This window comes from Geodermatophilus sp. SYSU D00815 (assembly GCF_054050035.1).
In genome coordinates, this window is record NZ_JBJGYO010000018.1 from 34,238 (window position 1) to 57,912 (window position 23,675).

The 23,675-nt window shown below is 75.1% G+C and carries 24 protein-coding genes; 15 read left to right on the plus strand and 9 right to left on the minus strand.

Going from position 1 to position 23,675, the window contains the following annotated elements; all coding sequences use genetic code 11:
- Nucleotides 1-2: 2 nt before the first annotated feature.
- Together rfbA and ACI78S_RS17895 are read right to left on the minus strand one after the other, a co-directional pair.
- Nucleotides 3-869, minus strand: coding sequence for a glucose-1-phosphate thymidylyltransferase RfbA (rfbA, locus tag ACI78S_RS17890; RefSeq protein WP_456975771.1), 867 nt, complete (start codon nt 867-869; stop codon nt 3-5).
- A 50-nt stretch (nt 870-919) separates the two neighbouring features.
- Entirely contained in the window at nt 920-2,569 is a 1,650-nt protein-coding gene (locus tag ACI78S_RS17895; RefSeq protein ID WP_456975773.1) for a DUF2142 domain-containing protein, read from the minus strand.
- Between the two features lie 311 nt (nt 2,570-2,880).
- Between ACI78S_RS17895 and ACI78S_RS17900 the strand changes: the two genes are divergently transcribed.
- The 4 genes from ACI78S_RS17900 (at nt 2,881) to glfT1 (ending at nt 6,600) form a co-directional block, all read left to right on the plus strand.
- Nucleotides 2,881-4,017, plus strand: a complete 1,137-nt coding sequence (locus ACI78S_RS17900) for a glycosyltransferase family 4 protein (protein ID WP_456975774.1) — start codon at nt 2,881-2,883, stop codon at nt 4,015-4,017.
- Nucleotides 4,018-4,100: 83 nt separating this feature from the next.
- Nucleotides 4,101-4,925, plus strand: a complete 825-nt coding sequence (gene wzm / locus ACI78S_RS17905) for a galactan export ABC transporter permease subunit Wzm/RfbD (protein ID WP_456975776.1) — start codon at nt 4,101-4,103, stop codon at nt 4,923-4,925.
- Between the two features lie 2 nt (nt 4,926-4,927).
- On the plus strand, nt 4,928-5,689 hold the full coding sequence (wzt, locus tag ACI78S_RS17910) for a galactan export ABC transporter ATP-binding subunit Wzt/RfbE (protein ID WP_456975778.1): 762 nt from the start codon (nt 4,928-4,930) through the stop codon (nt 5,687-5,689).
- Nucleotides 5,686-6,600, plus strand: a complete 915-nt coding sequence (glfT1, locus tag ACI78S_RS17915; RefSeq protein WP_456975780.1) for a galactofuranosyltransferase GlfT1 — start codon at nt 5,686-5,688, stop codon at nt 6,598-6,600. The genes wzt and glfT1 overlap by 4 nt, the downstream gene beginning before the upstream one ends.
- Before the next feature lie 51 nt (nt 6,601-6,651).
- On the opposite strand, the gene ACI78S_RS17920 is transcribed toward glfT1, so the two are convergent.
- Together ACI78S_RS17920 and glf are read right to left on the minus strand one after the other, a co-directional pair.
- A complete protein-coding gene (locus tag ACI78S_RS17920) occupies nt 6,652-8,583 on the minus strand; it encodes a glycosyltransferase (protein ID WP_456975782.1) in 1,932 nt (643 codons plus the stop codon).
- A 7-nt stretch (nt 8,584-8,590) separates the two neighbouring features.
- Nucleotides 8,591-9,778 (minus strand): UDP-galactopyranose mutase, encoded by a 1,188-nt coding sequence (glf, locus tag ACI78S_RS17925; RefSeq protein WP_456975784.1) that lies wholly within the window; start codon nt 9,776-9,778, stop codon nt 8,591-8,593.
- 106 nt (nt 9,779-9,884) lie between these two features.
- On the opposite strand from glf, the gene ACI78S_RS17930 reads away from it, so the two are divergent.
- The 4 genes from ACI78S_RS17930 (at nt 9,885) to ACI78S_RS17945 (ending at nt 13,798) form a co-directional block, all read left to right on the plus strand.
- Nucleotides 9,885-10,853: a glycosyltransferase family 2 protein gene (locus ACI78S_RS17930; protein WP_456975786.1), complete on the plus strand. Its 969-nt coding sequence runs from the start codon at nt 9,885-9,887 to the stop codon at nt 10,851-10,853.
- Between the two features lie 13 nt (nt 10,854-10,866).
- On the plus strand, nt 10,867-11,991 hold the full coding sequence (locus ACI78S_RS17935; protein ID WP_456975788.1) for a mannose-1-phosphate guanylyltransferase: 1,125 nt from the start codon (nt 10,867-10,869) through the stop codon (nt 11,989-11,991).
- Between the two features lie 22 nt (nt 11,992-12,013).
- Complete coding sequence (locus ACI78S_RS17940) at nt 12,014-12,784, plus strand: SDR family NAD(P)-dependent oxidoreductase (RefSeq protein WP_456975790.1); 771 nt, start codon at nt 12,014-12,016, stop codon at nt 12,782-12,784.
- A gap of 135 nt (nt 12,785-12,919) precedes the next feature.
- Nucleotides 12,920-13,798 carry a DNA-3-methyladenine glycosylase family protein gene (locus tag ACI78S_RS17945; RefSeq protein ID WP_456975793.1) on the plus strand — a complete coding sequence of 293 codons (879 nt, stop codon included), beginning with the start codon at nt 12,920-12,922 and terminating at the stop codon, nt 13,796-13,798.
- A gap of 4 nt (nt 13,799-13,802) precedes the next feature.
- Here ACI78S_RS17945 and ACI78S_RS17950 read toward each other — a convergent pair whose 3' ends face one another.
- From ACI78S_RS17950 to cofD, 3 genes are read right to left on the minus strand one after another with little or no spacing between them, the layout of a single operon-like run.
- Complete coding sequence (locus tag ACI78S_RS17950; protein WP_456975795.1) at nt 13,803-14,405, minus strand: dTDP-4-dehydrorhamnose 3,5-epimerase family protein; 603 nt, start codon at nt 14,403-14,405, stop codon at nt 13,803-13,805.
- A 28-nt stretch (nt 14,406-14,433) separates the two neighbouring features.
- Nucleotides 14,434-15,504 carry a coenzyme F420-0:L-glutamate ligase gene (locus ACI78S_RS17955; protein WP_456975797.1) on the minus strand — a complete coding sequence of 357 codons (1,071 nt, stop codon included), beginning with the start codon at nt 15,502-15,504 and terminating at the stop codon, nt 14,434-14,436.
- A complete protein-coding gene (gene cofD / locus ACI78S_RS17960) occupies nt 15,494-16,483 on the minus strand; it encodes a 2-phospho-L-lactate transferase (protein WP_456975799.1) in 990 nt (329 codons plus the stop codon). Before cofD ends, ACI78S_RS17955 begins: the two co-directional genes overlap by 11 nt.
- 339 nt (nt 16,484-16,822) lie before the next feature.
- On the opposite strand from cofD, the gene ACI78S_RS17965 reads away from it, so the two are divergent.
- Both ACI78S_RS17965 and ACI78S_RS17970 read left to right on the plus strand, forming a co-directional pair.
- The gene (locus ACI78S_RS17965) at nt 16,823-17,077 is read left to right on the plus strand and encodes a WhiB family transcriptional regulator (protein WP_179722282.1); all 255 of its coding nucleotides are present in this window, start codon (nt 16,823-16,825) and stop codon (nt 17,075-17,077) included.
- Between the two features lie 83 nt (nt 17,078-17,160).
- A complete protein-coding gene (locus ACI78S_RS17970; RefSeq protein ID WP_456975801.1) occupies nt 17,161-18,054 on the plus strand; it encodes a hypothetical protein in 894 nt (297 codons plus the stop codon).
- On the opposite strand, the gene ACI78S_RS17975 is transcribed toward ACI78S_RS17970, so the two are convergent.
- Entirely contained in the window at nt 18,029-18,919 is an 891-nt protein-coding gene (locus ACI78S_RS17975) for a hypothetical protein (RefSeq protein ID WP_456975803.1), read from the minus strand. The genes ACI78S_RS17970 and ACI78S_RS17975 overlap by 26 nt on opposite strands.
- Nucleotides 18,920-18,987: 68 nt before the next feature.
- On the opposite strand from ACI78S_RS17975, the gene ACI78S_RS17980 reads away from it, so the two are divergent.
- Nucleotides 18,988-19,860, plus strand: a complete 873-nt coding sequence (locus ACI78S_RS17980; RefSeq protein WP_456975805.1) for a phosphotransferase — start codon at nt 18,988-18,990, stop codon at nt 19,858-19,860.
- 24 nt (nt 19,861-19,884) lie between these two features.
- On the opposite strand, the gene ACI78S_RS17985 is transcribed toward ACI78S_RS17980, so the two are convergent.
- Nucleotides 19,885-20,337 (minus strand): metallopeptidase family protein, encoded by a 453-nt coding sequence (locus ACI78S_RS17985; protein WP_456975807.1) that lies wholly within the window; start codon nt 20,335-20,337, stop codon nt 19,885-19,887.
- Between the two features lie 90 nt (nt 20,338-20,427).
- On the opposite strand from ACI78S_RS17985, the gene ACI78S_RS17990 reads away from it, so the two are divergent.
- The 4 genes from ACI78S_RS17990 to ACI78S_RS18005 all read left to right on the plus strand — a co-directional run bounded on the left by ACI78S_RS17990 (nt 20,428) and on the right by ACI78S_RS18005 (nt 23,665).
- The gene (locus ACI78S_RS17990) at nt 20,428-20,862 is read left to right on the plus strand and encodes a DUF3499 domain-containing protein (RefSeq protein ID WP_456975880.1); all 435 of its coding nucleotides are present in this window, start codon (nt 20,428-20,430) and stop codon (nt 20,860-20,862) included.
- 108 nt (nt 20,863-20,970) lie between these two features.
- A complete protein-coding gene (locus ACI78S_RS17995) occupies nt 20,971-22,335 on the plus strand; it encodes a phosphomannomutase/phosphoglucomutase (RefSeq protein ID WP_456975809.1) in 1,365 nt (454 codons plus the stop codon).
- On the plus strand, nt 22,332-22,526 hold the full coding sequence (locus ACI78S_RS18000) for a Trm112 family protein (RefSeq protein ID WP_456975811.1): 195 nt from the start codon (nt 22,332-22,334) through the stop codon (nt 22,524-22,526). Before ACI78S_RS17995 ends, ACI78S_RS18000 begins: the two co-directional genes overlap by 4 nt.
- Nucleotides 22,523-23,665 (plus strand): SIS domain-containing protein, encoded by a 1,143-nt coding sequence (locus tag ACI78S_RS18005; protein WP_456975813.1) that lies wholly within the window; start codon nt 22,523-22,525, stop codon nt 23,663-23,665. Before ACI78S_RS18000 ends, ACI78S_RS18005 begins: the two co-directional genes overlap by 4 nt.
- Nucleotides 23,666-23,675 lie beyond the last annotated feature (10 nt).

A 23,675-nucleotide genomic window follows, 5' to 3' on the forward strand; every position in this document is an offset into this window, starting at 1 on the left:
GTTCAGCCCTCGGCGAGCAGGCCCATCAGGTAGTCGCCGTACCCGCTCTTCTGCAGCGGCTTGGCCAGGGCTTCGAGCTGGGCGTCGTCGATGTAGCCGCGCCGCCAGGCGATCTCCTCGATGCAGCCGACCTTCCAGCCCTGCCGGTCCTCCACGACCTGCACGAACTCGGCGGCCTGCATCATCGACACGTGCGTGCCGGTGTCGAGCCACGCGGTGCCGCGCGGCAGGACGGTGACCGTCAGCCGGTCGCGGCGCAGGTACTCGTCGTTGACCGCGGTGATCTCCAGCTCGCCGCGGGCGCTGGGCCGGATCGCGCGGGCGATGTCGACGACCTCGTTGTCGTAGAAGTAGAGCCCCGGGACGGCGTAGGAGCTCTTCGGCCGCGCCGGCTTCTCCTCGATGGAGAGCACCCGCCCGTTCTCGTCGAACTCGACCACGCCGTAGTCCTGCGGGTTCGCCACGTGGTAGGCGAAGACGTGGCCGCCGTCGGGGTCGGTGTTGGCCCGCAGGCTCTCGCCGAGGCCGGTGCCGTAGAAGATGTTGTCGCCGAGGACCAGGGCCACCGGCTGGTCACCGATGAACTCCGCGCCGATCAGGAACGCCTGCGCGAGCCCCTCGGGCCGCGGCTGGACGGCGTAGCTGAGCTCGATGCCGATGTCGGATCCGTCCCCCAGCAGCCGCTGGAAGCTGCCCTGGTCCTCGGGGGTGGTGATGATCAGGATCTCGCGGATCCCGGCATTCATCAGCAGCGACAGCGGGTAGTAGATCATCGGCTTGTCGTAGATCGGCATCAGCTGCTTGCTGATGGCCTTGGTGATCGGGTACAGCCGGGTCCCGCTTCCGCCCGCCAGGATGATGCCGCGCACCGCGCCAGACTAGCCACACCGGCGGGACGCCCGTCGGCGCCGCCGGGGCCTCAGACGGCCGGCTCGCGCTCGCGGACCACGGTCACCGGCGCCGTGCGGTCCCGGGCCGGTTCCGGGACCGGCGGCACCGGCAGCGGGGACCGGAGCCGGGGCGGGGCGGTCGGCGCGTGCTCGTCCGCGCCCGCCGCCGGCTCGTCCGCGGTCGTCGCCGGGGCGGGGCCCTCCGCGCGCAGGGCCAGCACGGCGCAGGCGACGGTGACGGCCAGCCCGGCGAGGGCGAGCACCGGGACGGGGAACGGCGGGGCCCACGGGCCCGAGTTGCCGACCAGCAGCCGGTAGAAGCCGTCGACCCCGTTGACGTAGCGGTTCACGGCCCACACCAGCGCGCCGGCCTGGACGAGCACGAAGACCCCGGCCACCAGCGCCACCACGCGCCGGGTCGGCACGCCGCGCTCGCCCGTCGCCGGCAGCAGGCCCAGGAGCAGCGGCAGCCCGACGGCGAGCGGCAGGACGTAGCGGCCCTGCCAGGTGAGCCCGCTCTCGCGGTAGGTCATCAGCTGGAGGACCGAGGGGAGCAGGAGGACGACGGCGAGCAGCACGGCCAGGACGACCAGGGCCCGGCGCTCCGCCCCGGCCAGGCTCAGCGTCCCGAGCGCGACCAGCGCCACCGTGAACGCCAGCAGCAGCAGCGGCGGCAGGGGGGTGTCCAGCCAGCCGAAGACGCCCACCATCTCCCCGAGCTGCCGGTCGATCGACGTGAGGGTCGTGGCCGCGGCCTCGGGGAAGGCCATGTCCTCCCAGAAGGTCATCGGCGCGAGGGTGAGCGCGTCGCGCAGGAGGATCCAGACGAACGTCGAGCCGGCGGTGACCGCCACGACGGGGACCGCCGAGAGCACCGCGCGGCTGCGCAGCAGCCGCAGCAGGCCCTCGCGGGTGCCCAGCAGCGCCAGCAGCGCGACCACGATCAGGGTCAGCCACAGCAGCGACATCGGCCGCATCAGGGTCAGCAGCACGATCGCGACCAGGCTGCGGCGCAGCGCCGGCTCGCGCCAGGTCAGCGGCAGCCCGTGCTCCTCCCGCAACCGCGTGAGGAGCACGAAGCCGGCCGCCCAGAGGCTGATCGCGGCGGCGATCTCCGGGCCCTGCGGGTTCACCGCGCCGGCGAAGAACAGCAGCATGGGGGTGGTCGCCAGGCCGAGGCCGGCGAGGGCCGTGCGGGGCCGGCGGGTGGCCAGCGCGCTGCACGTCGCCGAGGCCAGCAGCGCGCCCACCAGCACGGCGGTCAGCGCGCGCATCAGGTAGACGGCGGCCTTGCCGGAGGCGACCAGGGTGGGCAGCCCCGCGTACAGGTAGTAGGCGGGCGGGTAGTGCCCGACGTAGGTGACGGCCTCGGCCTCGCCCGAGCGGCCGCCGTACTGCGGCGCGCACTCGGCGGTGATCGTCCCGGAGAAGGCGTAGCAGGAGGGGACGCCACCGGCCTGGGCGATGTCGGCCGGCACGGTGACGGTGGTCAGCACGTCCTCCATGGGCGCCCAGACCTCGCCGCGCACGGCGGCGGCGGCGTAGACCGTGTGCGCCGGCTCGTCGGGGACGCTGAACAGAGGGCTGGACAGGCCCCACAGCCCGCCGAGCGTGGAGAAGAGGACGAAGGCGACCAGCCAGCGCCGCCCCTCGGACGGTCTCCTCAGCGAGATCTTCACGGTCGCCCCTCTGTCGTCGTGCTGCCGGTCGGCCGCGGCGTCCCGGGACGCCGGCGCGGGTCAGATTAGGGCCGCCGGGGAGGGCTCCCGGCCGTTCCGCGCGGGGTGCGTGGGACCACCGGGACGCCGCGTAATCCCTGGTGCCGGCGGGTCGCCCACGCCTGCGGAATGGCGGTGGGACTACGGCAATTGTGGTTCTAGCGGCACGGGCTTTTGGGCGGAATCTTCCGTCACGACACGCCATCGGACGGGTTCGCCGCATTGGCAACTCTCCGTATGGTTGGGCTGCCTCTCAGTGAAGGGTGGGTGTCATGATGACCACCGGGCCGCGCGTCCTCCTGGACGCCACCGCAGTGCCGGCCAACCGGGGCGGTGTCGGGCGCTACGTCGACCAGCTCGTCCCCGCCCTCGACGCGTTGGAGGCCGACCTCGTCGTCGTCTGCCAGTCGCGCGACCTCGAGTACTACGGCAAGCTCGCGCCGACCGGCGACGTGGTGGCCGCTCCCGAGAACGTCTCCCGCGTGCCCGCGCGCCTGGTCTGGGAGCAGACCGGCCTGCCGCGGCTGGCCGAGCGGGTGGGGGCCGAGGTCATCCACTCGCCGCACTACACGATGCCGCTGCGCAGCCGGGTGCCGGTCGTGACGACGCTGCACGACGCCACCTTCTTCACGCACCCCGACGTGCACATCCCCGTGAAGCGGATGTTCTTCCGCTCCTGGACCAAGGCGTCCCTGCGCCGGGCCGCCCGCTGCGTCGTGCCGTCGTACGCCACCCTCGACGAGCTGACCCGGGTCACCGGCGGGGTCCGCGGCCAGGTGGACGTCGCCCACCACGGGGTCGACCCGTGCGTGTTCCGCCTGCCGACGGGCGGGGAGAAGGAGGCGGTGCGCGAGCACCTCGGCCTGCGCGCCCGCAGCTACGTGGCCTTCCTCGGCACCATCGAGCCGCGCAAGAACGTGCCCTTCCTCATCGAGGGGTGGCGCCGGGCGGTCGCCGACCTGCCCGAGCCGCCGGCCCTGGTCGTGGCCGGGGGCCGCGGGTGGGACACCCGGATCGAGGACGCCCTCGCCTCGGTGCCGGACCACCTCGAGGTGCACCTGCCCGGGTACCTGCCGCTGGACATGCTCAAGGGGTTCCTCGGCGGCGCGGAGGTCGTGGCCTACCCGAGCATGGGGGAGGGCTTCGGCCTGCCGGTGCTGGAGGCGATGGCCTGCGGTGCGCCGGTGCTGACCACCACCTCGCTCGCCCTGCCCGAGGTCGGCGGGGACGCCGTGGCCTACACCGACGCGACCGCCGCCGGCATCGGCGCGGAGCTGGCCGCGCTGCTCGCGGACGGCCGGCGCCGGGCCGAGCTCTCGGCGCTCGCGGTCGAGCGGGCGGCCACCTTCACCTGGACCGCCTGTGCGCAGCAGCACCTGCGCACGTACGCTCGCGCAGTAGCGGCCTGACCCACCCGGTGTCCGGCCGGACCTGACGACCGGACGCGAGGAGGGGCCCCCACGGTGCGGCAGCTCTCCTCCGACCCGGTGCGGTGACCGCTCCCACCGTCTCCCTGACGCGAGCGCTCGACGACCTGCGAGCGGGCTGGCGGCAGCGGGAGCTCTGGGGACACCTCGGCTGGCAGGACATCCGCCAGCGGTACCGGCGCTCGGTGCTGGGGCCGATCTGGATCTCCATCACCATGGCGGTGACGGCGATCGCGCTGGGCATCCTCTACGCCGGCCTGTTCCAGACCCCGCTGGCGGAGCAGCTGCCCTACGTGCTGGTCGGCTTCATCGTCTGGGGCTTCATCAGCGGCTGCATCACCGAGGGCGCCGAGGTCTTCATCGCCAACGTCGGGCTGATCACCCACCTGCCGGCGCCGTTGAGCGTGCACGTCTACCGCCTGGTCTGGCGGCAGGTGCTGTTCTTCCTGCACAACCTGATCGTCTACGTGGTGATGCTCTTCGTCTTCCCGCAGGACCTGTCGTGGGCCAGCCTCACCGCGATCCCGGCGTTCCTCCTGCTGGTGGTCAACGGGGCCTGGGTCGCGCTGCTGTTCGGGGTCGTGACCACCCGCTTCCGCGACCTGACGCCGATCACCCAGTCGGTCGTGCAGCTGGCCTTCTTCCTGACCCCGATCGTGTGGATGTACGACACCCTGCTCAACAGCCCCAACCCGACGATCGCCGAGCGGGCCCAGCTCGCCGAGCTCAACCCGTTCCTGCACTTCATCGAGATCATCCGGCGGCCGCTGCTCGGCCAGCCCCAGGAGCTGCGGTTCTGGGTCGTCGTCCTGGTGATCACCGTGGTCGGCTGGGCGCTGACCCTCTTCGTGCTCCGGCGCTACCGCGCCCGCGTGTCCTACTGGGTGTGACCATGACGTCCGACGTCACCCGCGTGAGCATCACCACCAAGGACGCCTGCGTCGACTTCCCGATCTTCGACGCCAAGACGCGGTCGCTGAAGAAGACGGTGCTCGGCGTCGTGGGCGGCAACATCGCCAGCGACACCAAGGTGCCGATCGTCGAGGCGCTGAAGGACATCACCCTCAACCTCCAGCACGGCGACCGGGTGGGCCTGGTCGGGCACAACGGGGCCGGCAAGTCCACGCTGCTGCGGCTGCTCTCGGGGATCTACGAGCCCACCCGCGGGACGGCGGAGATCCACGGGCGGGTGGCGCCGGTGTTCGACCTCGGCGTCGGCATGGACCCGGAGATCTCCGGCTACGAGAACATCCTCATCCGGGGCCTGTTCCTGGGGATGAGCCGCAAGCAGATGCTGGCCCGCGTCGACGACATCGCGGAGTTCACCGAACTGGGCGATTTCCTCTCCCTGCCGCTGCGGACATACTCGACGGGGATGCGGATCCGCCTCGCCCTCGGGGTGGTCACCAGCATCGACCCGGAGATCCTGCTCCTCGACGAGGGGATCGGTGCGGTGGACGCGGCCTTCATGGAGCGGGCCCGCGACCGGCTGGCCGACCTGGTCCAGCGCGCAGGGCTGCTCGTGTTCGCGTCGCACTCGGAGGAGTTCTTGCGCCAGCTGTGCGACACCGCCCTGTGGCTCGAGCACGGCCGGGTGCGCGCGCACGGCGAGCTCGAGGACATCCTGCGCATGTACGGCGGGCACGGCCCGTGACCGGGCCCGGCCGGCGGATCCTGGCCGCCGACGTCGTGATCGCCGTGGTGGTCACGAAGGACCGGCCCGACTCGCTGGAGCGCAGCCTCGAGGCCCTCTGCCGGCAGACCCGGCGGGTCGACCGCGTGGTGGTGGTCGACAACGCCGCCGACCCCAAGGTCGGGGAGATCGTCGAGGGGCTCGATCTGCCGGCCACCTACCTGCCGTCGCGCCGCAACCTCGGCGGTGCCGGCGGGTTCGCGCTCGGCATGCTGCACGCCCTCGCGCTCGGCGCCGACTGGGTCTGGTGCGCCGACGACGACGGCCGGCCCGAGGACGACCGGGTGCTGGAGACCCTGCTGCGCACGGCGGTGGAGGACAGCCTCGACGAGGTCTCGCCGATGGTCGTCGACATCCGGCACCCCGACCGGCTGGCCTTCCCCCTCCGGCGCGGGTTGCGCTGGCGCCGCCGCCGGGACGACTTCCGCGACATCCGGGTCCTGCACGGCTACGCGTCGCTGTTCAACGGCGCGCTCTTCCGGGCCGAGGCGCTCGAGGTCGTCGGCGTGCCGGACCTGCGGATGTTCGTCCGCGGGGACGAGACCGAGCTGCACCGGCGCCTGCTGCGCTCCGGGCTGCGCTTCGGCACGGTGACGCGGGCGGCCTACCTGCACCCCGACGGCTCGGCCGAGTTCAAGCCGCTCCTCGGCCAGGCGCTGTCCGCCCAGTACCCCGACGACCCGGTCAAGCGCTTCTACACGTACCGCAACCGCGGCTACCTGATGGCCCAGCCGGGGATGCGCTGGCTGCTGCCGCTGGAGTGGATCCGGTTCAGCTGGTACTTCCTGCTCCGGCGGCAGGACGTGGAGGGCTGGCGGGAGTGGCGGCGCCTGACCCGCGCCGGCCGTACCGAGCACTTCGGCCGCCGCTGAGGCGCCCGGCCCGCGGGGCGCCGCCCGTGCGGGCGACGCCCCGGCCGGGCCTCAGCGCCGGCCGAACACCTCGTCCCACGCCTCGACGCTGGTCAGCCGCGGCAGCGCGTCGCGGTAGGCCCTGCGCAGCTCGGGCCACCGCCGGTAGATCGTCCACTCCAGCCGCAGCGACTCGCGCAGCAGCTTCCAGAAGGTGCGCGAGTCCCGCCGCCGGTAGGTGATGCCGCGGCCGTCCGCCGTCCCCACCGTCGCGCTGTCCAGGCGCGCGAGCAGGAACCAGCGCGCGTCCTGCGCCGCGACGTTGAGCTGGGGCCGGTCGTGGTCGCCCTTGGCGGGCAGCAGGTTGTGCACCAGGGCGCCGGCCAGGGTCCGGGCGATGGACAGCGGGTTGACCGGCGGCTTGAGCATGCGCTCGGCCTTGACCGGGCTCATCGTCGGCAGCGGCAGCTCGGTGGTGGAGGGCAGCACCCGGCCGTCGTCGTAGGCCCGCTGCTCCTCGCGCACGGTCGGCAGGGCCGTGGGCAGCAGCTCGAAGAGCTTCTCCGGACCGGCCAGGAAGTCCTTGTAGGCGTGCTGGTGCAGGGCGGTCGCCGAGTACTGCAGCATGATCAGGTACTTCAGGTCCCACTTGAACAGGTCGCGCAGCAGCGCGCCCCCGCGGCGGCGCGGTGAGTGCAGCGCGGCGACGACGAGCCGGTTGCGCCAGTGGAAGTACGCCTGCCAGTCGGCGGTGTCGTCCTTGTCGGTCCAGGACAGGTGCCAGATGGCCACGCCGGGCAGGGTCACCGTGGGGTAGCCGTGCTCCGCGGCGCGCAGGCCGTACTCGGCGTCGTCCCACTTGATGAACAGCGGCAGCGGCAGGCCGATGTGCTCGATCACCTCGCGCGGGATCAGGCACATCCACCAGCCGTTGTAGTCGACGTCGATCCGCCGGTGCAGGTCGGTCGACTCGCGCAGGGTCTCCTCGCTGAAGTCGTGCCCGTACTCGGTGTGCGGGGCGTTGCGCCAGAAGAACTTGTCCCGCTCGACGACCTCGCCCATCACGTGCAGCACCGACCGGTCCTGCAGCGCCAGCATCTGCCCGCCGACCAGCGAGGGGTGGGAGGTGAACGAGGCGAACGCCAGCGCCCGCACCAGGCTGTCCGGCTCGAGCAGGATGTCGTCGTCGAGGAAGAGCAGGTGGCTGGCGTCGGTGCCGGTCACCATCTCGTGCATCGCCCGCGCGAACCCGCCGCTGCCGCCCAGGTTCGGCTGCTCCACGATGCGTAGGCGGTCGCCGAGGGCGGCGGCCACACCCGGGAACCGGGCGGCGTCGCGGACCTTCTGGTTGCCCTGGTCGGCCACGATCACGTGGCTGACCCCCTCCAGCGCCACGCCGTCGGTGGACAGCGCCTCCAGCGCGGCGACGCAGTCGGTCGGCCGGTTGAAGGTGCAGATGCCGACGGCGAGCCGCGGGGGACGGTCGGCGGCGCGGGGGGCGTACCAGCCGCCGGCCTCGACCCGGGCGTCGGAGTCGGCCGTGACGTCGAACCAGTACCAGCCGCCGTCGATGAACGGCGCGAGCTCGAGCTCGAACTCCAGGGTCTGGTCGACCCCCTCGGAGGTGGCCCCGGTGACGTGGATGATGTCGCCGTTGGCCTTGGACCGGTAGATGTCGACGCGGGCGCCGCCGGTCAGGCGCAGCGAGAGCACCACGGTCTCGAGCGTGGTCCACCGCCGCCAGTAGCTGGCGGGGAAGGCGTTGAAGTAGGTGGCGAACGACAGCTCCCGGCCGGCGGACACCGTCGCCGAGTACCGGTCGGGGGTGGTGACCCGGCCGGCGCTGGCCTCGTCGAGGTAGAGGCTGCGGACCTTCAGCGGGTCCCCGGGGCGCGGCATGATCACGCGCTGCAGCAGCGTCACCGCCCGGCCCGGTCGCAGGTCCTCCCGCGACGGCTCGCTGACCCGCTCGGGGGACGCAGGGGACTGCTCGGTGGTGGTCATGCGGGTGTCAGTCCTCCAGGCGGCCGTCGAGCGCGCCGCCCTCGTCGAAGAAGGGACGGATCCGGTTGTCGACCATGGTCAGCGCCGATCCGATCGCCATGTGCATGTCGAGGTACTTGTAGGTGCCCAGGCGGCCGCCGAAGAGCACCCGCCGCTCGGCGGCCTCCTTCTTGGCGAGCTCCCGGTAGCGCTCGAGCTTGGCGCGGTCCTCGGGGGTGTTGATCGGGTAGTACGGCTCGTCGCCGGTCTCGGCGGCGCGCGAGTACTCGCGGACGACGACGGTCCTGTCGGCGGGGTAGTCCCGCTCGGGGTGGAAGTGCCGGAACTCGTGGATCCGGGTCCACGGCACGTCCTCGTCGGCGTAGTTCATGACCGAGGTCCCCTGGAAGTCGCCGACCGGCAGCACCTCGGTCTCGAAGTCGAGGGTGCGCCAGCCCAGCTCACCGGCCTCGTAGCCGAAGTACTTGTCGATCGGCCCGGTGAAGACCGTGGGCACGTCCGGCGGGAGCTCGTCGCGGACGTCGAAGTAGTCGGTGGACAGCCGCACCTCGATGTTCGGGTGGTCGGCCATCCGGGTCAGCCAGGCCGTGTAGCCGTCGACCGGCAGCCCCTCGTACGTGTCGTTGAAGTAGCGGTTGTCGAACGTGTAGCGGACCGGGAGCCGCGCGATCACCGCGGCGGGCAGCTCCGTGGGATCGGTCTGCCACTGCTTCTTGGTGTACCCGCGGATGAAGGCCTCGTAGAGCGGCCGGCCGATCAGCGAGACGGCCTTCTCCTCGAGGTTGGTGGCCTCGGCCGTGTCCAGCTCGCCGGCCTGCTCGGCGACCAGCGCGCGGGCCTCGTCGGGGGTGAAGCTGCGCTCGAAGTACTGGCAGATCGTCCCGAGGTTGATCGGCAGCGAGTAGGTCCGGTTCCGGTAGATCGTGAAGACCCGGTGCTGGTAGTTCGTGAACTCGGTGAACTGGTTGACGTACCGCCACACCCGCTCGTTCGAGGTGTGGAACAGGTGGGCGCCGTACACGTGCACCTCGATGCCCGTCTCGGGCTCCGGGGCGGAGTAGGCGTTGCCCCCGATGTGGTCCCGCCGGTCGAGGACCAGCACCTTCCGGTCGAGCTGGCTCGCCACCCGCTCGGCGACGGTGAGACCGAAGAACCCCGAGCCGACGACGACCAGGTCGGGTGTGCGGGTCGACATGCTCACCGACAGTACCGGCGAGCCCGACGACCAACCGGGTGACGTCGGGGCGGTCACCCGTCCGGGGACCGGCGGGTCGGGCGTGGCGGGCACGTAGGGTCGAGGCGTGCTCGACGGGACCGCAACCTCGCCGCTGCGCGTGGTGACGGTGACGTACTCGCCGGGAGAGGCCCTCGACGACTTCCTCGAGACGCTGCGCGAGGCGACCACCCGGCCGCTGGACGTCGTCCTGGCGGACAACGGCTCGACCGACGGCGCGCCGGAGCGGGCCGCCGCCACCCACCCCCACGTGCGGCTGCTGCGCACCGGCGGCAACGTCGGCTACGGCGCCGCCGTCAACGCCGGCCTGGCCGACCTGCGCGGCGGCTGGGCGGTCGTGGCCAACCCCGACATCCGGTTCGAGCCCGGCGCGGTGGACGAGCTGCTCGCCGTGGCCGACCGCTGGCCGCGGGCCGCGACCGTGGGGCCGGCCATCCGCAGCCCCGACGGCGAGCTGTACCCGTCCGCCCGCGACCTGCCCTCGCTCTCCACCGGCACCGGCCACGCGCTGCTCGGCTGGGCGTGGCCGCGCAACCCGTGGACCGCGCGGTACCGCAGGGAGCGCGAGCAGCCGCGGGAGCGCACCGCGGGGTGGCTGTCCGGCTCCTGCCTGCTGGTCCGGCTCGAGGCCTTCCACTCCGTCGGCGGCTTCGACCCCGGGTACTTCATGTACTTCGAGGACGTCGACCTCGGCGACCGGCTGGGCCGGGGCGGGTGGCTGCACGTCTACGCCCCCTCGGCGCTCGTCGAGCACGAGGGCGGGCACTCCACCCGCCGGTCGCCGCACCGCATGCAGCGGGTCCACCACACCAGCGCGCTGCGCTACATGTCGCGCCGCTACCCCGGACCGGCCCACGCGCCGCTGCGCATCGCGCTGCGGGCGGGCCTCGGCGCCCGGATGCTCGTCTCCTACGTCAGCGCCCGGGTCGGCGCCGGCGCGGCCCCCCAGCGCTCGGCCGCCGAGCTCTCGGTCGCCCCCCGGCGCCGCTGGCGGCCGCGGGGCGTGCGCCGGGCCCGTCCGGCCGGCGACGACTGAGAGAGGAACCCAGGTGCGGCACGCGGTGGTCATGGCCGGCGGGTCGGGCACGCGGCTGTGGCCGCTGTCCCGCGCGCAGCGGCCCAAGCAGCTGCTCGACATCATCTCGGACGGCGCGCTCCCGGACGGCGGGGCCGGAGCCGGGGAGGGCGCGCACAGCCTGCTGGCCGAGGCGTTCGCGCGGCTGCAGGCCGTGCTGCCCACCGGGAACATCTGGGTCTGCACGGCCGCCCGCTACGGCGCGCAGGTGCGCGCGGCCCTGCCGGAGCTGGGGCCCGACCGGCTCGTGCTCGAGCCGGTGGCCCGCGACACCGCCAACGCCGTCGGGCTGGCCGCCGCGCTGGTGGCCGACGTCGACCCCGACGCCGAGCTGGCGGTAGTCAGCGCCGACCACGTCATCCGGCCGGTCGAGCGGTTCGCCGCGGCGCTGGGGACGGCGTTCGACGCCCTGGCGGCCCGCCCGGACGCGCTGGTGACCCTCGGGATCGTGCCGACCGCGCCGGCCACCGGGTTCGGCTACGTCCAGCGCGGCGCGGCCACCGAGGTGCCCGGTGTCGCCGAGGCCGCGTCCTTCCGGGAGAAGCCCGACCTCGCCACCGCCGAGGCGTACCTGGCGTCGGGGGAGTACCTGTGGAACTCGGGCATGTTCGTCTGGCGCGCCCGCACCGTCCTCGACGCGCTGGCCGACCACCTGCCCGAGACGGCGGAGGGGCTGGCCCGCGTCGTCGCCGAACCCGCCGGCCCGGCCCGCGACGCCGTCCTCGCGGAGGTGTTCCCGGCCCTGCCGAAGATCAGCGTCGACTACGCCGTGCTGGAGCCGGCCGCGACCGAGCCCGGGCGGGTGCTCGTGGCCGACCTCGACGTGGAGTGGCTCGACGTCGGCTCGTGGCCGGCGCTGGCCTCGACCCTGGCCGGCGACTCCGGCAACGCCGTCCGCGGGCTGGCGGTGACCCTCGACGCCGCCGGCAACATCGTGTTCAGCGACGACCCGGAGCACCTGGTCGCCCTGGTGGGGGTGCGGGACAGCGTCGTCGTCCACACCGCCGACGTGACGATGGTGTGCCCGGTGGGCGACGCCGAGCGGGTCAAGGCGCTGCTGGCCGCCGTGGAGGAGAGACACGGGTCACGGTTCAGCTGAGGCGGCCGCTAGCGTGCCGGGCATGAAGACCTACGACGTCGCCGCCGTCGTCTCCGGTGGGGCCTCCGGGCTCGGCGAGGCCACGGTGCGCGAGCTGGCCGCCCGCGGGGCCGCCGTGACCATCCTCGACCTGCAGGAGGAGCGCGGGAAGGCGCTCGCCGACGAGCTGGGCGGGCACACCACGTTCGTCCGCACCGACGTCACCGACCCCGACTCGGTGCAGGCGGCGATCGAGGACGCCACCGGCAAGGACCGCCCGCTGCGGATCGCGGTCAGCTGCGCCGGCATCGGCTGGGCGCAGCGCACGGTGGGCCGCGGCGGCGAGCCGCACGACTTCGGCGCGTTCGTGAAGGTCGTCACGGTCAACCTGGTCGGCACGTTCAACGTGCTGCGGCTGGCCGCCTCGGCCATGTCGCGGACCGAGCCGCTGGAGGACGGCGAGCGCGGCGTGGTGGTCAACACCGCCTCGATCGCCGCCTTCGACGGGCAGATCGGCCAGCTGGCCTACTCGGCGTCCAAGGGCGGCGTCGTCGGCATGACCCTCCCGGCGGCCCGCGACCTGGCCACCGTCGGCGTCCGGGTGTGCACCATCGCCCCGGGGCTGGTGGACACGCCGCTGCTCGGCTCGCTGCCCGAGGAGGCGCGGCAGGCGCTGTCGGCGGGGATACCGTTCCCCAAGCGCCTCGGCCGGCCCGAGGACTTCGCCGAGCTCGCCCTCGACATCGTCGAGCACGGCTACCTCAACGGCGAGGTCGTCCGGATGGACGGCGCGCTGCGCATGGCCCCGAAGTAGAGGACCCCGCTGCCCCCCACGCCTCGCAGGCTCGGCGTGGGCCCCTGCAGCGGGGCCGCTCCAGCTCGTCACCCGGAGTCTTCCCTGAGCACCCCTCCGTACGAATCGGTCTGGCGGCCCGACTGGCCGCTGGACGTGCGCCGCGCCCTCTCCCGCGACCTGCGGGGGACCGGCGACCCGACGCTGCGGCACGCCGACGACGGCACCTGGCGCACCATGTCCACCCCCGACGGGCCGGCGACCGTGCACCTGCGCGCGGTCGCCTGCCCGGAGGGGCTCGAGGTGCGCGTCCGGGCGTGGGGCCCGGGCGCGGTCTGGGCCGGCACGCGCGTGCCGGGCTGGCTGGGCGCCCACGACCGGCCCGACGAGTTCGACCCGTGCGGGCACCCGCTGCTCGCCGAGGTGCACCGCCGCTCGCCGTGGCTGCGGCTGGGCCGCACCGGCCGCACCTGGGACGCCCTGCTGCCGGCCGTGCTCGAGCAGAAGGTGACCGTGATCGAGGCCCACCGGGTGTTCCGCGCGCTGCTGCGGCTCTGCGGCGAGCCGGCGCCCGGACCGGCGCCGGAGGGCATGCGCGTCGTCCCGACGCCGGAGCGGGTGCTCGCCGTGACCGACTGGCAGTGGCACCGCTGCGGGCTCGACGGCGCCCGCCGGCGGGCGCTGCGCGCCGTGGCGTCGGTCGCCTCCCGGCTGGAGCCGTGCGACGCCGCGCCCGACTCCCCGACGCTGCAGAAGCGGCTGCAGACCGTGCCGGGCATCGGCGTGTGGACGGCGGCCGAGGTCGTGCAGCGCACCTTCGGCTGCCCCGACACCGTCAGCTACGGCGACTACCACCTGAAGAACCTGGTGGGCTGGTCCCTGGCCGGCCGCAAGACCGACGACGACGGGATGATGGAGCTGCTCGAGCCGTGGCGCGGCCACCGGCAGCGGGTCGTGCGGCTGCTCGAGATCGGCGGCAGCCGCCCGCCCAGGCGCGGGCCGCGGGTGGCCCCGACGGACTACCGCCGGATGTGAGGGATCAGGCGCCCCGGAGCTCCGCGTAGCGGGCGGCGCACTGCTCCATCGTGGGCAGGATCCCCTGCTCCCGCGCCTGCGCCAGGGTGGGCGCCGCCTGGTCCTTGGCCGAGAGCGCGAACTCCACGTCGGCCGGCCAGGGCAGGTCCAGCTCCGGGTCCATCGGGTGGATGCCGAACTCCCGGTCGGGGGCGTACCCGGTGGAGACCAGGTAGGTGACGGAAGTGCCGTCGGCCAGGGAGACGAACGCGTGGCCGAGCCCCTCGGACAGGTACACCGCCCGGGGGGCCTCGCTGTCGAGCAGCACCGAGTCGTGCACGCCGAACGTGGGGGAGCCCACCCGGACGTCGACGACCACGTCGAGGACCTTGCCGGAGGGGCAGTACACGTACTTCGCCTGCCCGGGCGGGACCAGGGCGAAGTGGACGCCGCGGAGCACGCCGCGGGCGGAGACGCTGTGGTTGGCCTGGGCCAGGCCCAGCCCGAACCCGGTCGCGCCGGACAGGACGTCGGCGCGGTACCACTCGGTGAACCGGCCGCGGGCGTCCCCGTGCGGCACGAGGTCGACCACGTAGCTGTCCGGGACGGCGAGTTCGCGGATCTCCACGGCGGCGACGCTATCGAACGGCCGCAGGTCAGGGCCCGTCGGAGCCGAGCCACAACCTCCCGACGAGGGAGCTGCCGCCGGGGGTGCCCACCGGCTCCCAGCGGGTCCGCCAGCCCTCGGCGTGCAGCTGGACGATCACGGCCCCGAGCAGTGCCCCCAGGTTGAGCGCGGCGGTCGTCGTGGCCCGGTCGGGCAGGTGCACGTCGACCACCCCGTCGCCCTCGCCGCCGTGGCGCAGGACGACCGGGAACTCCGGCAGGGCGGCGCTGGCCACCCGGAACGCCGCCGCGACCGCCTCCCGCTCGCCGGGGCGGGGCACGAGGTCGGCGGCCGGCTCGCGGGAGGCCACGAGGTCGCGCGCGCCGTAGGGGAACAGGTCGCCCGGGCCCAGGCGGACCAGCGGCCGGGTGCCGGCGTCGGGTCCGTCGCCGTCCGGGCGGACGACGGGCAGCCCGCGCACCACCGCGACCGGCACCCCGGCGAGCTTGCCCTTCACCAGGTCGGCGGCGGCGGCGAGCTCGTCGACGACGGCGACCTGCGTGGTCTCCAGGGTGTTGCCGAAGCGGTCCGTCGCGCCGCGGTGGTCCTCGAGCGCGACGATGCCGGCCGCGCCCACCGCGACGTCGGTCAGCCCCTCGCGCCAGGTGCGCCCGAACGTGTCGCTCACGACGACGGCGACGTCCACCCCGCGCAGCGCGCGCAGCCGCTCCCGCAGGCGGCGGGCGGAGGCGTCGGCGTCCTCGGGCAGCAGCACCAGCGCGTCGCCGGCGACGTTGGAGGCGTCGATGCCGGCGGCGGCCACCACCCAGCCCTGGCGGGTCTCGACGATGCGCAGCGGCCCGCGGCGGGCCACCACGCGGACCGTCTCGCCGTCGATGGCCCGCTGGCGGGCGGCCTCCCGGTCCTCGCCGGGCGGCACCCGCACCAGCCGGCCCTCCACCTTGGAGACGACCTTGGAGGTGACCACGACGACGTCGTCGTCGGCCAGCCAGGGCGCGGCGCCGGCGATCGCGGCGGCGAGGTCGTCGCCCGGGCCGAACTCCGGCAGGCCCGGCACCGGGTGGACCGAGAAGCCGGGCGGGGGTCCGTCAGGAGACACCGGCGGCGTCCAGGGCGGCGCGCGCGAGCGCGGCGGTCTTCCCGGGGTCGGACATGAGCAGCGGGACCTGCCGGACGTCGACGCCGGGGACGTCGGTGTCGTCGCCGGGCGCGACGAGCCACGCGTCGAGGAGACCGCCGTCGGTGCGGGCGCCGTAGAAGCGGCCGACGCCCTCGGCGCTGACGTCGATGCCGAGCACGGGCAGGCAGCGGTCGGCCATCCCGCGCACCACGGAGCCGCCGATGATCGGGGAGATCCCGACGACGCGTGCCCGCGCCGCCCGGACGGCCTCCCGGATCCCCGGGACGCCGAGGATCGTGCCGACGGAGACGACGGGGTTCGAGGGCGCCAGCAGGACCGCATCGGCGGACGCGATCGCTTCCGTCACACCGGGTGCCGGACGCGCCGAGTCGACACCCACCTGCACGAACGCGGAGGGCTCCAGCGCGGCGCGGTGGCGCACCCACCACTCCTGGAAGTGGATCGCGCGCTGCCGGCGGCCGGCCTGACCCGTGCCGGCCGCCGTGTCGTCGGGATCGGCGACCACGACGTGCGTCTCGACCCGCTGGTCGCTCATCGGCAGCACGGTGACGCCCGGCTTCCAGCGCTCGGCGAGGGCGGCGGTGACCTGGGAGAGGGGGTACCCGGCGTCGAGCATGCGGGTGCGGACGAGGTGCGTGGCCAGGTCGCGGTCGCCGAGGCCGAACCAGGCGGGGTCCGCGCCGTACGCGGCCAGCTCCTCCTTGACCGTCCAGCTCTCCCCGGCGCGGCCCCAGCCGCGCTCCTCGTCGATGGCGCCGCCGAGGGTGTAGAGGACCGTGTCGAGGTCGGGGCAGATCCGCAGCCCGTGCATCGTCACGTCGTCGCCGGTGTTGACGATCCCGGTGATGTCGGCACCGGGGGCGGCCCCCTTGAGCCCACGGAGGAAACGGGCGCCGCCGACGCCTCCGGCGAGCACGACGATCTGCACGAAACGCATCGTGCCGCATGGCAGTTGTCGACTGTTCGCCCGGCGTGTCGCGGGCCTTGGCGAGAATCTGACGAACGACCGTGACCAGTGGGAACGGTGTGGCGATCCGCTTACAACGAGCGAAGTTGACGGCCTCGGAGCGACACGCGTGTAATTCCCGCGGTGTCATCCGGTGCAGCGGCCAGAGAGCGTCTCGGCGACGCGCACCGGGACGAGAGCGAGAGGGGACGCATCGTCATGGCGGAGGTGTCGTGGTTGAGCGACTACATGGGCGCGTCCGAGCGGTCGGCTGACCGGTTCGGCCTGGGCTCCGACCACGGCGTCGCGGGGCCGCTCGGGGGCCAGGGCATCGCCGGCCTGCTCGGCATCGGCCTCGAGGCCGACGCCCAGTCGTGGCAGGAGCGGGCGCTGTGCGCCGAGACCGACCCCGAGGCGTTCTTCCCCGAGAAGGGCGGCTCCACCCGCGAGGCGAAGAAGATCTGCACCGGCTGCGAGGTCAAGGCCGAGTGCCTCGAGTACGCGCTGGCCAACGACGAGCGCTTCGGCATCTGGGGCGGCCTCTCCGAGCGCGAGCGTCGCCGCCTGCGCCGCCGCGCGGTCTAGCGACCGCCCGCCCTCCCTCGCTCGTTCCCGGCGGGGAGGCCACGCCCAGCCGCCGCCGGTCCGCCGTCGGCGGCTGTGGTCGTATGGGGGGCGTGTCCACCCGGGTCGTCGGCGGTCGGGCCCGGGTGGTCCGGGAGGTCCGCGGCGCCGCGCCGCTGATGGCCCGCCTGCGCGCGCCGGTGCCGGCCCGCGGGCCCTGGCTGACCGCCGTCCTCACCACCGCCGACGCCTCCCGCTCCCGGGTGCGGCCGGTGGCCGTCGTCGTCGAGCCCCACCCGCAGGGCCGCCCCGACGGGCTGGCGCTGCTGGCCCTGCGCCCCCGCGGCGTGGCTGTGGAGGCCACGCTGCTCGGCGACGGCCCCGCCACGCCGGCTCCCGCGGGCCGGCCGCCGTTCCGGCTCCTCGCCGCCGACCACGAGGCCGCCGACCGGCTGGCGGCCGGGATCGTCGACCTGCTCGCCGGGCTGCGCCGTCCCTGGGCGCTGCGGCTGGCCGGGCTGCCGCTCGGCTGCCCGACGACCGCGGCGCTGGCCGCCCGGCTGCCCTCCGCGGCGTTCGGCAGCGGCCGCACCGAGCGCCTGGTCGACGCGCTCGAGGAGCTGGGGCCGGTGCACCGGACGACCGATCCGCGGGCCCTCGAGCGGGCGCTGCCCGCCCTGCTGGCCGCCGAGCCCGACCGGCGGGCGCGCACCTTCGTCCGGACGGCGGCGCGGGTGCACGCGGCCATCGGGCAGCTGGAGCTGGCCGTGGTCGGCGGGCCGGACGCGCCGCGCGCCGCCCTCCTCACGCTGCTCGACGGCGCCGACCGCTGGCCGTGGCGCGGCGTCGCCGGGGCGGGTGCCCTGGGCCGCGAGATGGGCGCCCCCCTGGTGTCGCTGACCGCGACCGGCGGCCCGCGCCCGGAGCTGCCCTGGCCCGGCCTGCCCGGGCGGCGCTGGTGGCCGGGCCCCGTCAGGGGCCGACGAGCACCGCGCTGACCGCGGGGTCGTCCACCGCGGGCGCCCGGGCGTCCCCCAGGACGAGCTCACCGGAGGCGCCCGTCCACCCCGCCGCCGCGGGGTCCTCGGCGCGCGCGACGAGGGCCAGCGTGTACGTCCTTCCGGTGCCGACCCGCTCGACGCCCCCCGGGCTGCGGTAGGCGGGGAACCGACCCGACAGCCGCAGTTCCCCGTGCGACCGCGACACCGACAGCGCCGGCGACGAGAGGTCGGCGTGCTCCGTGCTCGTCGCCCGGCACCCGGCCGCCGCCGGGTCGGCCGTCGCCTGCCCGGTGAGGCAGTTCCACCTCGGCAGCCGCAGGTGGCCGCGCGCGGTCCCGTCGGCGGCCGCGGTGACCGTGACCTCGGGCCGGGTCACCGTGACGCCGACCGGGTGCCGCTCCAGGACGACGACGTCGAACGCCAGGCGGGCCGCCACGGGTCCCGCGGCGGGCGGGGTGGGGGAGGGCACGGGGCGCGGCTCGGCCGCCCGGCCGGCGGCCGCACCGCCGCTCAGCGCGGCCACGGCCGCCGCGGCCGTGATGAGCAGCAGCGCCACCAGCGCCAGCACCGTGAGCGCCCGCACCGGGTCCCCGGCCGGAGCCGCGGGCCCGGCCGCCGGGCGCTGCCCGGCGGGGGCGCCCGCCGGGCGCGCGCCGGGGAACCCGGGCGGGTGGTCGCGGAAGGCGGGCAGGTCGTCGTCGGGGAAGACCCAGGGCCCCGGCTCGCCCGCCGCCGCCGGCGTGCGCCGCGTCCGCCGGGAGGTGACCGCCAGGGCGACGGCCACGGCGAGCGCCAGCACCGCGCCGGTCACCGCGATCCCGAGCGCGAGAGACGGCCCGGCGGCCGCGGCGGTCACGTCCATCGCCCTCAGCATCGCAGGGGCGCCGCGCCGACCCGCCGCACCCGTGGGAACGTGCTTGGATCCCGGTGATGAGCGAGGCGCGCCGACCGGCCGACGAGACGGCCCGCGCGCGGATCGCGGCGCTGCTGGCCGAGCTGGGCGTGGAGCAGCCGCTGCTGTCGACCACCGACCTCTCCGCCCGGCTCGGGGTCGTCCAGGGCGTGCTCGCCGACCGGGTCGTCGACCTCGCGGTCACCGAGAGCGGGCGGCTGCGGCTGCGCGCGGAGCTGCGCGGGCGGCGCTGGGCGGAGGAGCGGGACGTCGGCGTGCCCGAGACGCTGGCGGCCAACGACGACGGCCGCTGGCTGGTCTCCGGCCGCGTGCACGGCGCGACCGCCGGCGGCCGTGGCTGGACCGGCGCCGCGGTCGAGGCGGCCGTCCGCATCGCGCCGCTGCCGGCGCCGCCGGGGGACCCGTGGCTGCCGCCGCGCGCGCCGGCGATCGGCCGGGCGCGGGCGTCGGTGGAGGACGCCGGCCGGCTCGTCCGGGGCGGGGTGCGGCTGGGGGAGCTGCGGGCGATCCGCGCCGCGGCCCGCCAGCTGCCGCTGTCGGAGGTCTCCCACGGCGACTTCCGCGCCGCCAACGCCGTCCTCGACGAGCAGCGCGGCCGGGTCGTGGTGCTCGAGTGGGCCGGTGTCTGCCCGGGCCCGCGCCACCGCGACCTGCTCACGCTCTGGGCCACCACCGCCGACGAGGAGGACCGCGCGACGATCGCCGACGTCGTCCTCGACCGCACGGCCGGGTGGGAGGAGCCCGACGTGGGCCTGCTCTGGCACGCGGTGGCCCTCGATCAGCTGGTGGCCCGGCTCACCCGGCCCGACCGCGGCGACGGGCTGGACGCGTCCTTCGCCCGGGCCCGGCTGGCCGAGGCCCGGCGCATCGCCCGCGACCTGGGGGCGTGAGGGAACGGGGGCCGGAGGGCCCGCTCAGGGGTCGATCTCCTCGGGGTCGCGGCCCAGCAGCACGGCCACCTGGTCGACGACCACGTCGCGGACCAGGTCGGCCAGGTCGTCGCGGTCGTGCGCGCGGATCTCCAGCGGCCGGCGGTAGACGATGATCCGCGGCGGCACCTCGCGGCCGTTCTCCCGGTGCGCCGGCAGCACCCGCGCCAGGGGCACGCTGCCGTCCTCCAGCACGTCGGGGTCGAGCACGATCTCGTCGGGACTGGTGTGGTCGACCCACGGGACGTCCTCGACGGCGAACTCGACCCCGGCCAGCTCCCGCTCCCACCGCCGCTCGAGGTCCTCCACCGCGTCGAGCACGAGGTCGTCGAACTGCTCGGCGCGGCTGCGGCCCAGCGGGACCCCGTCGGGCACCAGACGTCCGCGCAGCCCGCGACCGTGGCGGTCGCGGCGGGAACGGCGGGGCGGGCGGGTCATGACGGGTGCGAGCGTACGGCTCCCGGCGCCTGACGGGCTGCTCAGCGGCCGACCGGACCGGTGTCGGTGCCGCTGGGGCCATCGTGCAGGATGTGCCCCTCCACCCCTTTCCCGGTGCGCCTGCTGCGATCTCCGCACGGGCGGCGTTACTGTGCCTCGCGTGAGGAACCGGTGGTGAGGCAGTCACGTCGCTGCTCGCGCAGCGGCTGCGCGCAACCGGCAGCGGCGACCTTGACCTACGTCTACGCGGAGTCGACCGCTGTCGTGGGCCCGTTGGCGACGTTCTCCGAGCCGCACAGCTACGACCTGTGCGAGTTCCACGCCGAGCGGCTCACGGCGCCGCGCGGCTGGGAGGTCGTGCGGCACGAGATCGACGTCGAGGACTCCGGTCCGACCGGCGACGACCTGCTGGCCCTCGCCGACGCGGTCCGCGAGGCCGCTCGCCCGGAGCCGCCGCGGAACCCTGCCGACGACGGCAGCGGTACCCGGCGTGGTCACCTGCGGGTCCTGCCCGACCTCAGCTGACACGGCCGAGGAGCGCAGGACGCGCCACGTGGCGCTGACCCCTGCCCGCGACACCCCGCTCCACCGGCTCCCGCCGCGCGTCCCGGCACGCGCCGATATCGTCTTCCCGTGCGTGATCTCTCGGCGGTGGTCAAGGCCTACGACGTCCGGGGGATCGTCCCCGGCGAGTGGGACGAGGACGTCGCGCGCGCCCTCGGGGCCGCGTTCGCCGAGTTCGTCCACGGCGAGAGCGGCGCCGGCGCCGTCGTCACCGCGCACGACATGCGCGAGTCGTCGGTCCCCCTGTCCCGCGCCTTCGCCCAGGGCGTGATCAGCCGCGGGCTGGACGTCGTCGAGGCCGGCCTCGGGTCGACCGACCTGCTCTACTTCGCCGCCGGCTCGCTGGACCTGCCGGGCGCGATGTTCACGGCCAGCCACAACCCCGCGCAGTACAACGGCATCAAGATGTGCCGCGCCGGCGCGGCGCCGATCGGGCAGGAGTCCGGCCTCGCGCAGATCCGCGAGTGGGCCGAGCGCGACAGCTACGACCGGCGGCCCGAGCGGGTCGGCGCGGTCACCGCGCGCGACGTCCTGCACGAGTACGCGGCCCACCTGCGGTCGCTCGTCGACCTCTCCGCGATCCGCCCCCTGCGGGTGGTCGTCGACGCGGGCAACGGCATGGGCGGGCACACCGTCCCGGTCGTCCTCGAGGGGTTGCCGCTGGAGATCGTCCCGCTCTACTTCGAGCTCGACGGCTCCTTCCCCAACCACGAGGCGAACCCGCTCGACCCGGCCAACCTGGTCGACCTGCAGGCGGCGGTCCGCGCGCACGGCGCGGATCTCGGCCTGGCCTTCGACGGTGACGCCGACCGGGTCTTCGTCGTCGACGAGCGGGGCGAGGCGGTCAGCCCGTCGGCGATCACCGCGCTGGTGGCCGTCCGGGAGCTGGCCAAGGGCCGCGGGACGACGATCATCCACAACCTGATCACCTCCCGGGGGGTGCCCGAGATCGTCCGCGAGCACGGCGGCGAGCCGGTGCGCACCCGGGTGGGCCACTCGTTCATCAAGGCGGAGATGGCGCGCACCGACGCGGTCTTCGGCGGCGAGCACTCGGCGCACTACTACTTCCGCGACTTCTGGCGCGCCGACACCGGCATGCTCGCCGCGATGCACGTGCTGGCGGCCCTGGGGGAGCAGAGCCGGCCGCTGTCGGAGCTGGCCGCCGCCTACTCGCGCTACGCCGCCTCGGGGGAGATCAACTCCACCGTGGCCGACGCGCAGGAGCGGATGGCCGCCGTCCGCAAGGAGTACGAGCAGCAGGACGGCGTCACCGTCGACGACCTCGACGGGCTGACCGTCTCGCTGCCCGACGGCTCCTGGTTCAACCTGCGGGCGAGCAACACCGAGCCGCTGCTGCGGCTCAACGTGGAAGCTCCCGACGAGGCCCGCGTGGCCGAGCTGCGGGACCGAGTCCTGGAGATGGTGCGCGCATGAGCGAGACCACCCGCGGTCCGCTGGGCCTGGATCCCGTGCTGCTGGAGATCCTCGCCTGCCCCGACACCCACCACACGCCGCTGACCGTCGACGAGGCGGCCGGGGAGCTGGTCTGCCCCACGTGCGACCGCGCCTTCCCCGTCCGGGACGGCATCCCGGTGCTGCTGCTCGACGAGGCCCGTCGCAGATGACGTCACCCGAGCTCGCCGAGGAGGTCCTCGACGACCTCGAGCTGCTGCGCGCCCGCGACCCGCGCGGGCTGCTGCCGGCGGTCGCCGGCGCGGGCGCCCAGGTGCGCGAGACCGCGCGGCTGACCGAGGAGGCCGGCCTGGAGCGGGTCACCGCCGGCGGGCGCCCGCGGGGCCTGGTCATCGTCGCCCGGCGCGAGGGCGCCGTGGCCGCCGGCGTGCTGCGCGCCCTCCTCGGCCCGTCGAGCCCGGTCACCGTGGACGTCGTCCCCGGCCCCGTGCTGCCGGTGTGGACCGGGCCCACCGACATCGCCGTCGTCGCCACCCGGACCGGCGCGGGGCAGTACGCGGTCGCGCCGGCCTACGACGCCGCCCGGCGCGGGGTGGCCCTGCTCGGCATCGGCGCGGAGGACGCGCCGCTGCAGGCGGCCTGCTCCACCGCCCGGGCGCCCTACGTCGCGCTGCCGCGCGGGCGGGTGCGGCACACCACGCTGTGGTCGCTGCTCACCCCGCTGCTGCGGCTCGCCGTCGACCTGGGCCTGCTCTCCGAGGCGACCGCCGACGCCGAGGCGATCGCCACGGCCCTCGACGAGATCGCCACCGAGTGCGGCCCGGCGCAGGAGTCCTTCGTCAACCCGGCGAAGACGCTCGCGCTGGAGCTGCTCGACGCCCTGCCGGTGATCGCCGCGGAGGGGCCGCTGGCCGGCGCGGCGGCGGTCCGCATCGCCGACCAGCTGGCCACGCTCGCCGGGCTGCCGGCGACCACCTTCCGGCTGCCCGACCAGCGGGTGGCCGCCAACGCCGTCCTGGGCGGGCCGCTGACCGCCGCCGACGGCGAGGACGACTTCTTCCGCGACCGCGCCGAGGACACCGGTCGCCGGCCGCGGCTGCTCACCATCCGCGACCCCGACGCGGGCGCGCACGACGGCGGGGAGCGCGAGCCCCGGTCGGCGGGGGAGGCCATGAGCGAGGTCCTCCGCACCGCCGCGGCGCACAACGTCCCGGTCAGCGGGCTCGCGGAGCACGGGGAGCCCGAGCGGTTCCCGCGCCTGCCCCGGCTGGCGCGCCAACTCGCCGTCGCCGACTTCAGCGCCGTTTACCTGGCGCTGGCACTGGACAACGAGCGGAACCTACCGAGGTGACCGCCGCGGT

Bases quoted from the DNA above. Each gene is read 5' to 3' on its own strand.
- ACI78S_RS17900 (WP_456975774.1), top strand. From the start codon at position 2,881: ATGATGACCACCGGGCCGCGCGTCCTCCTGGACGCCACCGCAGTGCCG.
- wzt (WP_456975778.1), top strand. From the start codon at position 4,928: ATGACGTCCGACGTCACCCGCGTGAGCATCACCACCAAGGACGCCTGC.
- ACI78S_RS17920 (WP_456975782.1), bottom strand. From the start codon at position 8,583: ATGACCACCACCGAGCAGTCCCCTGCGTCCCCCGAGCGGGTCAGCGAG.
- glf (WP_456975784.1), bottom strand. From the start codon at position 9,778: ATGTCGACCCGCACACCCGACCTGGTCGTCGTCGGCTCGGGGTTCTTC.
- ACI78S_RS17940 (WP_456975790.1), top strand. From the start codon at position 12,014: ATGAAGACCTACGACGTCGCCGCCGTCGTCTCCGGTGGGGCCTCCGGG.
- cofD (WP_456975799.1), bottom strand. From the start codon at position 16,483: ATGCGTTTCGTGCAGATCGTCGTGCTCGCCGGAGGCGTCGGCGGCGCC.
- ACI78S_RS17970 (WP_456975801.1), top strand. From the start codon at position 17,161: ATGGGGGGCGTGTCCACCCGGGTCGTCGGCGGTCGGGCCCGGGTGGTC.
- ACI78S_RS17975 (WP_456975803.1), bottom strand. From the start codon at position 18,919: ATGGACGTGACCGCCGCGGCCGCCGGGCCGTCTCTCGCGCTCGGGATC.
- ACI78S_RS17980 (WP_456975805.1), top strand. From the start codon at position 18,988: ATGAGCGAGGCGCGCCGACCGGCCGACGAGACGGCCCGCGCGCGGATC.
- ACI78S_RS17985 (WP_456975807.1), bottom strand. From the start codon at position 20,337: ATGACCCGCCCGCCCCGCCGTTCCCGCCGCGACCGCCACGGTCGCGGG.
- ACI78S_RS17990 (WP_456975880.1), top strand. From the start codon at position 20,428: ATGTGCCCCTCCACCCCTTTCCCGGTGCGCCTGCTGCGATCTCCGCAC.
- ACI78S_RS18000 (WP_456975811.1), top strand. From the start codon at position 22,332: ATGAGCGAGACCACCCGCGGTCCGCTGGGCCTGGATCCCGTGCTGCTG.
- ACI78S_RS18005 (WP_456975813.1), top strand. From the start codon at position 22,523: ATGACGTCACCCGAGCTCGCCGAGGAGGTCCTCGACGACCTCGAGCTG.